General features: G+C 37.3%; 13 protein-coding genes. 8 read left to right on the plus strand and 5 right to left on the minus strand.

Translation table 11 applies throughout. The annotated features are described in order from the left end of the window. Positions 1–53: 53 nt before the first annotated feature. The 3 genes from R2R71_RS08925 to R2R71_RS08935 all read right to left on the minus strand — a co-directional run bounded on the left by R2R71_RS08925 (position 54) and on the right by R2R71_RS08935 (position 1,565). A complete protein-coding gene (locus R2R71_RS08925; RefSeq protein ID WP_316830918.1) occupies positions 54–227 on the minus strand; it encodes a hypothetical protein in 174 nt (57 codons plus the stop codon). A 56-nt stretch (positions 228–283) separates the two neighbouring features. Further along, on the minus strand, positions 284–1,012 hold the full coding sequence (locus tag R2R71_RS08930; RefSeq protein ID WP_316830919.1) for an FKBP-type peptidyl-prolyl cis-trans isomerase: 729 nt from the start codon (positions 1,010–1,012) through the stop codon (positions 284–286). 133 nt (positions 1,013–1,145) lie between these two features. After that, positions 1,146–1,565 (minus strand): nucleoside-diphosphate kinase, encoded by a 420-nt coding sequence (locus tag R2R71_RS08935; RefSeq protein ID WP_316830920.1) that lies wholly within the window; start codon positions 1,563–1,565, stop codon positions 1,146–1,148. Between the two features lie 271 nt (positions 1,566–1,836). Between R2R71_RS08935 and R2R71_RS08940 the strand changes: the two genes are divergently transcribed. From R2R71_RS08940 to R2R71_RS08965, 6 genes are all read left to right on the plus strand, one after another. Then, positions 1,837–2,847, plus strand: a complete 1,011-nt coding sequence (locus tag R2R71_RS08940; protein ID WP_316830921.1) for a DHH family phosphoesterase — start codon at positions 1,837–1,839, stop codon at positions 2,845–2,847. 62 nt (positions 2,848–2,909) lie between these two features. After that, on the plus strand, positions 2,910–3,905 hold the full coding sequence (locus R2R71_RS08945; RefSeq protein ID WP_316830922.1) for an FKBP-type peptidyl-prolyl cis-trans isomerase: 996 nt from the start codon (positions 2,910–2,912) through the stop codon (positions 3,903–3,905). 103 nt (positions 3,906–4,008) lie between these two features. Continuing rightward, complete coding sequence (locus R2R71_RS08950; RefSeq protein WP_316830923.1) at positions 4,009–4,776, plus strand: TatD family hydrolase; 768 nt, start codon at positions 4,009–4,011, stop codon at positions 4,774–4,776. 246 nt (positions 4,777–5,022) lie between these two features. Further along, positions 5,023–6,039 carry an asparaginase gene (locus R2R71_RS08955; RefSeq protein ID WP_316830924.1) on the plus strand — a complete coding sequence of 339 codons (1,017 nt, stop codon included), beginning with the start codon at positions 5,023–5,025 and terminating at the stop codon, positions 6,037–6,039. A 143-nt stretch (positions 6,040–6,182) separates the two neighbouring features. Next, entirely contained in the window at positions 6,183–7,595 is a 1,413-nt protein-coding gene (locus R2R71_RS08960; protein WP_316830925.1) for an MBL fold metallo-hydrolase, read from the plus strand. A 50-nt stretch (positions 7,596–7,645) separates the two neighbouring features. Then, positions 7,646–8,611, plus strand: a complete 966-nt coding sequence (locus tag R2R71_RS08965; protein WP_316830926.1) for a YpdA family putative bacillithiol disulfide reductase — start codon at positions 7,646–7,648, stop codon at positions 8,609–8,611. A gap of 15 nt (positions 8,612–8,626) precedes the next feature. Here the strand turns inward: R2R71_RS08965 and R2R71_RS08970 are convergent, their stop codons facing one another. Together R2R71_RS08970 and R2R71_RS08975 are read right to left on the minus strand one after the other, a co-directional pair. After that, positions 8,627–9,448 carry an alpha/beta hydrolase gene (locus R2R71_RS08970; protein WP_316830927.1) on the minus strand — a complete coding sequence of 274 codons (822 nt, stop codon included), beginning with the start codon at positions 9,446–9,448 and terminating at the stop codon, positions 8,627–8,629. 3 nt (positions 9,449–9,451) lie between these two features. After that, positions 9,452–10,447, minus strand: a complete 996-nt coding sequence (locus R2R71_RS08975) for an alpha/beta hydrolase (protein ID WP_316830928.1) — start codon at positions 10,445–10,447, stop codon at positions 9,452–9,454. Between the two features lie 264 nt (positions 10,448–10,711). Between R2R71_RS08975 and R2R71_RS08980 the strand changes: the two genes are divergently transcribed. After that, on the plus strand, positions 10,712–11,683 hold the full coding sequence (locus tag R2R71_RS08980; protein ID WP_316830929.1) for a polyprenyl synthetase family protein: 972 nt from the start codon (positions 10,712–10,714) through the stop codon (positions 11,681–11,683). Beyond that, complete coding sequence (locus tag R2R71_RS08985) at positions 11,683–12,732, plus strand: TerC family protein (protein ID WP_316830930.1); 1,050 nt, start codon at positions 11,683–11,685, stop codon at positions 12,730–12,732. The genes R2R71_RS08980 and R2R71_RS08985 overlap by 1 nt, the downstream gene beginning before the upstream one ends. Positions 12,733–12,826 lie beyond the last annotated feature (94 nt).

Consider the following 12,826-nt stretch of genomic DNA (forward strand, 5'->3'; position numbering starts at 1 on the left):
TAAAGTTATATTTAACAGCCTTCATGTGAATTAATGTTTTGGTATTTCCCAGCTTATCCCTTACCTCCAAATACTTTAGATAATATCCAGATTATCAGTGCTACTACTACAACAACAATTATAATACCCGACCAAACGCCGGCTTTAAATATACCTTCAACAAGTTCGCAACTGCTTAAGGTGGTGCATAAAAATGCAATAAGTACTAAAGGAAATGTTCTTTTCATGATGTTAATTTTGTAATAGCTAACATCAAAGAAGTTATAATGTTTTAGTGTTTTTATTATTTCCCGTTAACCTTTAATAATTCAATATCGAAAATTAAAGTGCTGTAGGGTGGGATATCTGGCCCATAACCTCTTTCACCGTAGGCTAAATTATAAGGGATATAAAGTTTATACTTCGAACCTGCGTTCATTAACTGTAAGCCTTCGGTCCAGCCTTTAATAACCTGGTTTAACGTGAAAGTAATCGGCTCGCCACGATCGTAAGAACTATCAAACTGTTTTCCGTTCAGTAATGTACCTTTATAGTGTACAAGCACCGAATCACTCACCGATGCAGGCTTCGCACCTGTACCTGCAGTTAAAACTTCATATTGTAAGCCACTTGCAGTTGTTTTTACGCCTTCACGTTTTTTATTCTGTTCTAAAAATGCCTTGCCTTCATTAATGTTGCCTGTAAATTTGCTCTTATTAGCATTGGTTAAAGCCTCGTTGATGCATTGCTGTGCCTGTTGTTGGTCTAAAATGAGTTTTCCGCCTGTAAAGGCATCTTTTAAACCCTTCAATAAAACATCATAATTCATTGTTGAAAGCCCTGTTGCTTTTAGGCTCGAACCAATAGAAGAACCAAATGCGTAACTAATAGAATCTAATGATGATTTTAACCCTGCCGGAGCAGCTGTGGTTTTAGCTGTAGCAGCTGGCTTTTTTGCCACAGGTTTTTTGGTCTGGGCAAATGATGTAATAGCGATACCTGAAACAAATATCGTTAAGAAAATTTTTTTCATTTGAGTGATTTTGGTTGTTGTTAAACGGTAACAACTTTTAATTTATTATTTACGGGTTGAAAGATACAAACTCTTTTAAAACAATAAAACCCCGAATATTTCGGGGTTTTAAAATAAGGTTTCGAAGAAATGCTTAGAAGCGTTCGTCTGCTTTGAAGAAGAAGTTTCCTTCGATTTCAGCATTCTCGTCTGAATCAGAACCATGAACAGCATTTGCATCGATAGATTTTGCATATTTCTGACGGATAGTACCTTCAGCAGCTTCAGCCGGGTTCGTAGCACCGATTAATTTTCTGAAATCTTCAATTGCATTGTCTTTCTCTAAAATAGCTGCAACAATTGGTCCTGAAGACATGAAGCTAACTAAATCTTTATAGAAAGGACGCTCAGCATGAACGGCATAAAACTGACCAGCAGTTTCTTCAGTAAGCTTAGTATATTTTAATGCGATGATTTTGAAACCCGCATTAGTAATATCATTTAAAATTGATCCGATATGGCCGTTTGCAACTGCATCTGGCTTAATCATGGTGAAAGTTCTGTTAGTGCTCATTGTGCTTTAATGTCAAATTTTTTGCAAAAATACATTTTAATTGGCGAAAGCGAAATGTTTATTGAATCTTAAATGGCAGACACCACCATCGCAACTGAAATCTGGATCATGTATTTAACGAATGAAAGTGATAAAAATTGAAATTGACTTTAATAACAAAGACAGTTTTTAGTATAACTTAAACAAAAATGCTTTTTCCTTGCTTATTTATTAATGCGTTAAATAAGAACGCAACTAATAGTAAATTTACTTAGCTTTGCAACGCAAAAATATGCTTACATTAACAGAATTAAAATCTTTACTGGCTACGCCACAAAAAATTGTAATCACCACGCATCATAAACCTGATGGCGATGCAATGGGTTCATCATTGGGTTTATATGGTTATTTAATTCAAAAAGGCCATCACGTAAAAGTGATTACACCAACTGATTATCCTGTGTTTTTACATTGGATGCCTAATAATGCTGATGTTATAATTTTTACCGAAGAGCAAGAGAAAGCTGCTTTGCTAGTTGAAGAGGCTGCATTAATTTTCTGCCTCGATTTCAATACACTGAGCAGGATTAACGAATTAGGCGAATTGGTAAGGGCAGCATCAGCAAAGAAGATAATGATAGACCATCATCTAGATCCTGAGGATTTTGATGATTATCGCCACTGGGATATTAATGCTTGCGCTGCGGCTCAACTGGTTTATGATTTTATTGTTAATCAGTTGGAAGATGAAAAAGGAATAAATAAAGATGTGGCTTCGTGCTTATACACCGGTATTATGACCGATTCTGCTTCTTTTCGTTTTCCTTTGGCTACTTCAAATGTTTATCGCATTGCAGCAAACCTAATCGATTTGGGTGCCGAACATTGGAAAATACATCAGCTTGTTTACGATAATGCCAGCGAAGACCGTTTACGTTTTCTGGGCTATTGCCTTTCAAATAAGCTGGAAGTATTTCATGAGTTTAACACCGCAATTATTACGGTTACAAAAGAAGAACTGGCCAAATTCCACAGCGCAACAGGCGATACGGAGGGGGTAGTTAACTATGCATTATCCATAAATGGTATTCGTTTAGCTGCTTTAATCATCGAACGAACAGATAAAGTGAAATTATCTTTGCGTTCAACCGGCGACTTCCCGGCGAATGAGATCTGTAAAAAATATTTCAATGGTGGTGGTCATAGAAACGCTGCCGGAGGTGCTTCTGATAAATCATTAACGGAAGTTATTGAAGAGTTTAAATCGATATTACCTGAATATAAAAATCAGTTAATTGCATAAATAAAAAGCGTAAAGTATAATCTGAAAAATCAATCAATAAAGAAAAAAATCAATAACAAATAATGAAAAAAGGAATAATTATTCTGTTTGCAGCATCATTAGGCTTGGCTGCTTGTAACAATTACAAAAAAGGTGAAGGAGATTTGCAATACAAAATCTTAAAAGATGAAGGTAACGAAAAAATCAAAGAAGGTGATTTCGTTAAATTAAACGGTATTCAAACTGTTGAAGGTGCAACTAATGCAGATTCGACTTTAGTAAATACTTACGATAACGAACGCCCTGCATTTTTTCCAATCAGCAAATCGATGTTTAAAGGCGACTTAGTTGCGGCTTTGAAAATGTTAGGTGAAGGTGATAGTGCATCTTTCAAATTGAATTTAGATTCGATGGCTAAATATTCAGGTCAGCCAAAACCAGCTGGTTTAAAAAGCAACTATGCAACTTTTACTGTAAAAATCGAAAAAGTATTGCACAAAGCTGCAAACGAAGCGGATTCTACTTTTGAAACTAAAAAAAGAGCTTTTTTTGAAACAGAATACAAAGCTTTAATCGCTAAAAACAAAGCTAACGAAGCTGGAAAAATCAAAAAATATATTGATGATAATAAATTAGAGGTTAAATCAACTGCTTCAGGTTTACAATATGTTATCGAAACACCAGGTAATGCAGAAAGAGCAGCTTTAACTGATACAGTTATGGTTGATTACACTGGCCAGTTCACTAACAAAAAAGGTGATGGTAAAATCAATGTTTTTGATACTTCAAACGAGAAAATTGCTAAAGAAGCGGGTATTCACTCGCCAATGGCACAATATGCTGCACGTCCATTGGTTTTAAATCAATTGGCTCCAGGTTTTATCGAAGGTGTTCAGTTAATCGGTGTTGGCGGTAAAATTAAAATCATCATTCCTTCTAAATTGGGTTATGGAGAAAATGGTGGTGGTCCAATCAATCCATTTACACCATTGGTTTTCGATATCGAAATTAAATCAATTAAAAAAGGAAGCCCTGTTACAGCTGCTGCTCCAGCGGCTCCGGTAACACCGGCGAAATAATAAAATACAAATATTTGCAAAGCCCCGGGACTAAATCCCGGGGCTTTGTTGTTTCAAAGCTTTTTCACTTTAGTTCCCGGCCTTTTAATTTTAACTTTGCACTATGATTTTTACCGATACCCACACTCATTTATACTATGAGCAAGATGCCGTGAAGCAAGCACAGCTGATGGAGCGTTGCTTTGAGAATGATGTTAACCGTTTGTTTCTGCCAAATGTAGATGTGGCATCAATCGCTATGATTAATGATCTGGTAAATAAATATCCTGAAAATTGTTTTGCAATGGCGGGGCTTCATCCCTGCGATGTAAAGGAAGGTTATGAAGATCAACTGGCTGCTATATACGAAAGTATACCTGGTAGAAAAATATATGCCATAGGCGAAATCGGTATCGATCTATATTGGGATAAAACAACATTGGCTATTCAGAAAGATGCATTTCATAAACAAATTGCCTGGGCAAAAACTTTGGGCTTGCCAATTGTAATTCATTGCCGTGAAGCATTTGACGAGGTTTTTGAAGTGCTGGAAAGTGAGCGTGATGAGAAACTACGTGGGATTTTTCATTGCTTTACCGGTAACGAAGAACAAGCCAGACAGGCAATAGACCTTAATTTTTATCTGGGCATTGGTGGGGTGGTTACTTATAAAAAAGCTGGTTTGGATACCGTGCTGAGTAAAATTCCTTTAGCTAAGCTTGTACTCGAAACAGACTCGCCATATCTCGCTCCTGTTCCTTTCAGAGGGAAGCCAAATGAGAGTAGTTACCTGGTTTACATAGCTCAAAAACTGGCTGATATTTATGGAGTATCTGTAGCAGAAGTAGCGAATATTACAACTGAAAATTCAAAGAAGATTTTTGGAGTTTAACAGAAGGTTGTTCGGTGGTTTGGATTAATGAAACGAGAAATTAATGTTTTACAGGCCAAATTCAATTGGTACTACTGATAATAGTCATAATAACGTTTATAATCAAAATTTAATCATAAATTATTTTTATTATTAATTTGCTAAAATTTAATGTCATTCTGACTTAAAAATTATCAATATAAAAATAATGGATAATCATTTGTAATTTTTTAGTTTCTTTGCGTTGAGCAACCTTTACCAAACCAAATGAATAAAATCCTAATAATTTATACCGGAGGTACTATCGGTATGATAAACGATCCGGATAACGGAATGTTAGTGCCTTTTAATTTCGAACAAATCAAAGAGAATGTTCCCGAATTAAATCGTTTAAATTATCATTTGGATGTTCACTCTTTCAATCCGGTTTTAGATTCTTCAAATATGAGTCCTGAAATCTGGAAAACCCTGGCTGAACTTATTTACACAAATTATAATCAATATGAAGGTTTTGTAATTCTTCATGGATCGGATACGATGGCATTTACGGCTTCTGCGTTGAGCTTTATGCTCGAGAATTTAGGTAAGCCGGTTGTTTTAACAGGTTCGCAACTACCAATAGGAGAGATCAGGACTGATGCAAAGGAAAACCTGATTACAGCGTTAGAAATTGCCGCTACTAAAGAAAACGGAAAGGCACTGGTGCCCGAGGTTTGCATTTATTTTGATGCGCAATTATTCAGAGGCAATCGTTCAATAAAATATAATATCGAAAAGTTCGAGGCATTTCGTTCCCCGAACTACCCTCTTTTAGCGGAGGCAGGTGTTCATCTGGAATTCCATAAAAATTATATATTAAAAACACCAGATCAGCGTTTAATGCTCCGTACAAATTTCAACTCAAATATTGGTGTTTTAAAACTATATCCGGGTATTACCCCACAGGCCGTTCAGGCCATAACCGATTCGAAAGTTGATGCGATAATCTTAGAAGCCTTTGGCTCTGGAAATACCACGACAGCACAATGGTTTTTAAATGCCCTTCAAAAGGCAATTGATGAAGGGAAAATTATCGTTGATATTTCTCAGTGTAAAAAAGGTTCAGTGCAGTTGGGTAAATATGAAACCAGTAGTGAACTACAGCAAATGGGTATTTTAAGCGGTTTCGATTTAACTTTTGAAGCCACGGTTACCAAGCTGATGTTTGTGATGGGACTTGGCCTTCCGATTGAAGAAAGCAAAAAGTTAATGGAGCAATCGCTGCGTGGCGAGCTCACGAATTAAAGTAAAACTTCTGCAATTATGATGTAAGTCATTCCGGTTATCGGTAAATAGCCTTATTTTTGCTTACAAAGAGGTTATGTCCTGTTTATTTTAGTGTTTATGTAAAAACCTAAATCTATTCGGGCAAAAAATAACGGGAACACATGAAAATAGAACAAATATATACAGGTTGTTTAGCAGAAGCGGCATATTATATAGAAAGTAGTGGCGAGGCGGCAATTATCGATCCGCTTAGAGAAGTTTCAACCTATTTAAAACGTGCTGAAAAGGCGGGGGCAACAATAAAATATATTTTTGAAACACATTTTCATGCAGATTTTGTTTCAGGACATGTAGATTTAGCAGAGAAATCTGGAGCTGAAATTATTTATGGTCCAACGGCAAAAACAGCATTTAAATCACATATTGCCAAAGATGGGGAGCAGTTTAAAATCGGCGATCTAACCATCACAGCCCTGCACACTCCCGGGCATACATTAGAATCTACAACTTATCTTTTAAAGGATGAAAAAGGTAAAGATCACTGTATTTTTAGTGGTGATACACTTTTTATCGGTGATGTTGGTCGCCCGGATTTAGCTCAAAAAGGACAGTTAACGATGGATGACCTGGCAGGCATGCTTTATGATTCGCTAAATGATAAGATTAAACCATTATCGGATGACGTAATCGTTTACCCGGCTCATGGAGCTGGTTCTGCTTGCGGCAAAAGTATGAGTAAGGAAACTTTCGATACTTTGGGGCACCAGAAAGCGGTAAACTACGCATTAAAGGCGCAAACCAAAGAACAGTTTATTGCTGAGGTTACCGATGGTATTTTGCCTCCTCCACAATATTTTGCAAAAAATGCAGCCATAAATAAAGGTGGTGTAGAAAGTATTGATGATGTTTTTGAAAAAGGCTTAAACGCCTTAACACCACAGGAATTTGAGCAAATGGCCAATCAAACAGGTGCAGTTATGCTCGATACCAGAGATCCTCAGGTTTTTGCTAAAGGATTTATTCCTAATGCCATAAATATCGGTTTAAACGGTCAGTTTGCACCATGGGTTGGCGCATTAATTAGTGACCTGGAGCAACCTATTTTATTAATTACCGACGAAGGAAAGGAGCAGGAAACCATTACCCGCTTAACCCGTGTTGGTTACGATAATACAATTGGCTACCTGGATGGCAGCTTTGAAAGATGGACAGCTGCCGGGAAAGAAATAGATACAATTGATTCGATTTCAGCTGAAACCTTTGAGCAGCTAGCGACTGAAAATGAAATTACAGCTTTAGATGTACGCAAGCCTGGCGAATATGAATCTGAACATTTGGAATTTACGCTAAGCCGCCCGCTTGATTTTATTAACGAGTGGACAACTGAAATTAACCCTAAGGCTACCTATTATATACATTGCGCAGGAGGTTACCGTTCGATGATTGCGGCCTCCATCCTTAAATCAAGAGGTGTAGAAAACGTTATCGATATTGCTGGCGGCTATGGTGCAATTAAAAATACAGGATTAAAAAGAACTGATTTTGCATGCCCCAGTAAAGCAATGAAAGCTTAAGGTCATCGTCATTGCGGGGCACGAAGCAATCTTACTACGATAAAAACTAAATGACAAATCAAAATCACTACGATATACTAATTATTGGTGCCGGGCCAATTGGCATGGCCTGTGCAATAGAAGCGCAAAAAGCCGGGTTAAGCTATGTAATTGTAGAAAAAGGCGCTTTGGTAAACAGTCTTTTCAACTATCCGGTTTTCATGACTTTTTTCTCTACATCTCAGAAACTGGAAATCGGAGGAGTTCCTTTCGTAACGATTAGCCCCAAACCTAACCGCAATGAAGCCGTAGAATATTATCGTCGCGTAGCGGAAAAGTTTAGTTTAAACATAAATCTTTTCGAAAGCGTTAAACAGGTTACCAAGAATAAGCAGGATATTTTTGAAATCAATACTTCGAAAGCAGATTATATAGCTAAAAATGTTATTGTTGCTACAGGCTTCTACGATGTACCATTACTGATGAATATTCCGGGCGAAGATTTGCCAAAAGTTACACACTATTACAAAGACCCACATTTATATGCTTTTCAAAATGTTGTTGTGGTGGGTGCAAATAACTCGGGCGTAGATGCGGCGTTGGAGACTTATCGTAAGGGTGCTAATGTTACAATGGTAGTGCGTAGCAATGAGCTCGGTCCGCATGTTAAATATTGGGTCCGTCCTGATATCGAAAACAGGATAAAAGAAGGATCGGTAACAGTTCATTTTCAATCTGAGCTTTTGGAGATCAGGGAAAATGAAGTGGATATTAAAACACCTGAAGGTATAAAGACTATTCCAAACGACTTTGTAATCGCAATGACAGGCTATCAACCTGATTTTTCAATGCTGAAAAAATTTGGCATCGATTTACCTGAAAGCCTCTGCCCGGTTTATAATGAAGAAACAATGGAAACGAATGTTAAAGGTTTATACCTTGCCGGTGTAGTGTGTGGAGGATTAGATACCCACAAACTTTTTATCGAAAATTCGAGGGTACATGCGGAAATGATTGTTAGTAATATTCTTAAATAAAATAGCGATCAGTTTTTACTTTTTCTTCGGGTATAAAATCCCGAAGCCTTTGTATAATCCATTGTGTAAAATGGTTGAATGATTTTCATCAGGCAAAGGCAATAAGTTAATTTTGAGTTGTTTGTTAAGCTCAAGGATTTCGGAAAGTTTCTTTGCATCATCTTCCATTTGTTTGCCTTCCGAACCAACAGTTATAAATACCTGGGTGTTGCCTGGAAGGGTGTTAGATAAATATTTCGGTACCTCAGACAATAGAGATTCATTATTCCACCATAAACTCGGACTGATAATCATATAAGTGCTGAATAGCGCTGGTTTTTTCAAGAGAATTTCAGTGGCCACTAAGCCGCCCAATGACTGCCCTATAATTGTTTTAGAAGCATTTGTTTTATAGTTTTTCGTAATGAAAGGCTGAAGCTCAGTTTCAACAAAAGCGATAAACTTTTCGGATTTGCCGGTTGTCGGAAAATCTTTTAAATCCTGTTCAATGTTTGTAGGAAAGGTAAAATCCCTTCTTCTGTCAATATTTGCTATACCAATCAAAATGGATTTAGGCATTGCTTCAATCATGGTAAGAAACTGTATTAAGCCTGCAACATGAATGAAATCTTCATTGGCCGAACCATCTAGAAGATAAATTACAGGGTAAGTCTTCGCCGAATCGGCCGAGTAACCATCCGGCAAATACACATTGATAGTTCTTGTTTCCTTTAAAGCCGACGATTGAATGGTTCTGACTTCGCCAAGTGTAAAAGGCTTTGTTACCTCCTTTTTCTGGGCAAGCAAATTATTATAAAAAATGATTAAAAGAAAAGCCGAAAGGATGTAAGGTTTCATTTATTATTTCAAAGGTATTTTTAGTGTATTGGTAAAAAAATTATCAATTGTTGTTTCAACTGCCGGTAAATCTTTTGATGTAATATAGGAACCTAAAACGTGGCCACCTCCATTTGGAATAGCAATTTTCTTTTTTAGCGCAGCTGCGGTTCCTAGTTTATCAAACATTTTTAGAATGGCATCAACACGCACAACCGGATCTTGCTCCAACTCGTTCTTATAATAATACAACATTAAAACGGGCTGCTTAACTTTTTCAAACACTGTATTTGTCATGGTGCTTTCTACCAGTTCCTCAAGTTCCACAAGCGACTCGAGCCGATAATTAGTGTACCAGTATTTCTTGTATTCATCGCTGCGCTGATCCAGAATTTTTCTTTCATCACCACCCACAACCTTTCTGGCAATTTGCAATCCCCACGGATCGTTTAGCAGCCAGGCATTTTTATCATTAATAGCAACATTTGGCGAAATTAAAACCAGGCTGTTAATTTCCGGGTAAACTGTCGCAAGTTTTATGGCAACGGTGCCTCCGGTAGAAGTTCCGATTAATATCACCTTTCTGCCGAGTTTTTTACCAATGGCATACGCCTGTTTACTGGTTTCCCAGAGTCTGTCGGCAGTAAAATATTGCATTGGGGAAATGGTATCGATACCATGTTCGGCAAGCCGCGGAAGAAACAGATTTGCTTTCAGTTTTTTAGCGAGATTGATATGGACCGGATTGCCTTCCATTTTCGAAGCAGAAAATCCATGCAGGTAAACAATGGCGTATTCAGTCTGCCGCTTTGAAGAATCGGCCCAGATAATTTCGGCTTCATTACCGGGTTTTAATTTGTGCGCTCCCTCTATTGTTTTAAGGTAATTATCGAGTTCAGTAATATCCGGAACTTTTGGTAGCACTTCACCATAGACCGGTTTTTTAGGTTTAGGTCCCAATAAATAACCAGTTACCAGCAAGGCAGAAAATCCAAGCAAAATTTTATAGCGTTTTTTCATACTGCTAATTAAGGTAACTTAAATGTAGAATTAGATCATGATAAAAAAGAATTTTTATGAAATTGGGAGGCTTTTTTGCGTAAATCTTTGTTTATAAACCCGATAGAAGCGGGCACGAATCCCGATTCTTTTTATCGGGATGAGTAAAGCGTATAGCGGGGCGGCAGAAATGTATTTGCAGAAGCGTTCTTTTCCAAATCCTGATTATAGATTATCTTTTTAAGGGAATTTAGTTTAAGTTTGCATTCAAAATTTTTCGACTTAATGCCGGGAATCGAACAGATAAAAAAACCTATAGCAGCTGATATCAAAGCGTTTGAAAAAACCTTTAAAGAGTCTATGCACAGCGATGCACCATTGCTGGATAGGATTACCCACTATATTGTTAAACAGAAAGGGAAGCAAATGCGGCCGATGTTTGTGTTTTTTGCAGCAAAACTTTGCGGCGGGATCACAGAATCGACACATCGTGGAGCAGCTTTGGTAGAGCTTTTACACACTGCCACCCTGGTGCACGACGATGTGGTGGATAATGCCTATGAACGTCGTGGCTTTTTTTCGATCAATGCTTTATGGAAAAACAAGATCGCTGTTTTGGTTGGCGATTACCTTTTGGCCAAGGGGCTGCTTTTATCAGTAAACAATAACGAACACCGATTGTTACAGATTGTATCAGAAGCGGTAAAGCAAATGAGCGAAGGTGAGTTATTACAGATTGAAAAGGTTCGGAAAATGGATATCTCTGAGGATTTATATTTTGAGGTAATCCGTCAGAAAACGGCTTCTTTAATTGCATCGTGCTGTGCGGCAGGTGCGGCATCGGCAGGTGCGGATGATGAGACCATTGAAAAAATGCGTCTTTTTGGCGAAAAAGTGGGTATTGCTTTTCAGATAAAGGATGATACTTTCGATTTTGGAACGGATGATGTTGGCAAGCCTTTAGGGATTGATATAAAAGAGAAGAAAGTTACTTTACCGCTAATTTATGCTTTGAATAAAGCCGAAAAGGCGGAGCGCAAAAGAATAATTAACCTTGTAAAAAACCACCAGGACGATCCGGTAAAAATTCAGCAGGTGATTGATTTTGTGAACGAAAAGCAAGGCGTTTACTATGCTAATCAGAAAATGCAGGAGTACCAGAATGAAGCATTTGATATTTTACACCAGTTTGAAGCTGGAGAAGCGAGAACTGGCTTAGAACAACTCGTATTATATACCACCGAACGTAAAAAATAATGAGCAACGAGTTACTTTTTAGCATTGGCTTCCTTTTATTTATTACGCTTATTCTGGCGCTTGATTTAGGTCTTTTTAGTAAAAAGGAACACGTTGTTAGCTTAAAGCAGGCGGGCATTATGAGTTTAATCATGGTTGCTTTTGCCATAGGTTTTTATTTTATACTGATTACCGAAGGGCAGGAATTGCATGGAATAAAGGATTTTGCCCATCTAAAGGAAATTGTAACCCGCCATCAACACCATATTTCGCTTACGCCCGGTAGTTTTGAACAAAGTTTAGTTACCTATAAACAGAACTTAGGACTTGAATTTTTAACCGGCTATGTGATTGAATATGCACTTTCGGTTGATAATATATTTGTTATTGTATTAATATTCTCTGCCTTTGCTGTTGAAGAAAAGTATTACCACCGGGTTCTTTTCTGGGGGATATTGGGTGCGATTTTAATGCGCTTCATTTTCATTTTTGTTGGTGCGGCTTTAATTACAAAGTTCGCCTGGATATTATACGTATTCGGTGCATTCCTTGTTTTTACCGGTATCAGAATGTTTTTCAGTAAGGAAGGCGATGATAAAATTGATCCGGAAAATCACCCTGTAGTAAAATGGGCTTCGAAAGTTTTCGCCATTCACCCAAAATATGAGGGTAAAAAATTCTTTGTAAAAATTAATGCTAAGCGTATGGTAACACCATTATTTCTGGTATTACTGATTGTAGAATTTACAGATTTGCTTTTTGCTGTTGATTCTATACCTGCGATTTTTGCCGTAACAAAAGACCCTTACATTGTATTTTTCTCCAATATTTTTGCCATAATGGGACTTCGTTCCATGTTCTTTCTATTGGTAAATATTATCCATAAATTCCATTACCTGAAAACCGGACTGGCATTTTTATTAACGTTTATTGGTGTTAAAATGCTGGCACATTCTTATCTCGAGAAATGGGGTTTTACTACCGAACATTCTTTAATTGTTATTTTAAGTATTCTCGTAATCAGCATTGTTGCTTCATTAATTTTTCCAAAGAAAGTAACGCATAAATAGACTTCGATTGTTTTTATCGCAAAACATACTGGAGTTAAAGTCGTTTTACGTGTTTATTGGTCTAAGTTATCTGTAAAGGTGCATTTTTTGCGGA

The sequence above is a fragment of the Pedobacter aquatilis genome (assembly GCF_032678405.1).
GTDB classification, from domain to species: domain Bacteria; phylum Bacteroidota; class Bacteroidia; order Sphingobacteriales; family Sphingobacteriaceae; genus Pedobacter; species Pedobacter aquatilis_A.

What these genes read in the sequence shown, in the direction of transcription:
- R2R71_RS08955 (WP_316830924.1), top strand. Translation starts at nt 5,023, where the DNA reads ATGAATAAAATCCTAATAATTTATACCGGAGGTACTATCGGTATGATA.
- R2R71_RS08935 (WP_316830920.1), bottom strand. Translation starts at nt 1,565, where the DNA reads ATGAGCACTAACAGAACTTTCACCATGATTAAGCCAGATGCAGTTGCA.
- R2R71_RS08985 (WP_316830930.1), top strand. Translation starts at nt 11,683, where the DNA reads ATGAGCAACGAGTTACTTTTTAGCATTGGCTTCCTTTTATTTATTACG.
- R2R71_RS08965 (WP_316830926.1), top strand. Translation starts at nt 7,646, where the DNA reads ATGACAAATCAAAATCACTACGATATACTAATTATTGGTGCCGGGCCA.
- R2R71_RS08970 (WP_316830927.1), bottom strand. Translation starts at nt 9,448, where the DNA reads ATGAAACCTTACATCCTTTCGGCTTTTCTTTTAATCATTTTTTATAAT.
- R2R71_RS08930 (WP_316830919.1), bottom strand. Translation starts at nt 1,012, where the DNA reads ATGAAAAAAATTTTCTTAACGATATTTGTTTCAGGTATCGCTATTACA.
- R2R71_RS08925 (WP_316830918.1), bottom strand. Translation starts at nt 227, where the DNA reads ATGAAAAGAACATTTCCTTTAGTACTTATTGCATTTTTATGCACCACC.
- R2R71_RS08950 (WP_316830923.1), top strand. Translation starts at nt 4,009, where the DNA reads ATGATTTTTACCGATACCCACACTCATTTATACTATGAGCAAGATGCC.
- R2R71_RS08945 (WP_316830922.1), top strand. Translation starts at nt 2,910, where the DNA reads ATGAAAAAAGGAATAATTATTCTGTTTGCAGCATCATTAGGCTTGGCT.
- R2R71_RS08975 (WP_316830928.1), bottom strand. Translation starts at nt 10,447, where the DNA reads ATGAAAAAACGCTATAAAATTTTGCTTGGATTTTCTGCCTTGCTGGTA.
- R2R71_RS08960 (WP_316830925.1), top strand. Translation starts at nt 6,183, where the DNA reads ATGAAAATAGAACAAATATATACAGGTTGTTTAGCAGAAGCGGCATAT.
- R2R71_RS08980 (WP_316830929.1), top strand. Translation starts at nt 10,712, where the DNA reads ATGCCGGGAATCGAACAGATAAAAAAACCTATAGCAGCTGATATCAAA.
- R2R71_RS08940 (WP_316830921.1), top strand. Translation starts at nt 1,837, where the DNA reads ATGCTTACATTAACAGAATTAAAATCTTTACTGGCTACGCCACAAAAA.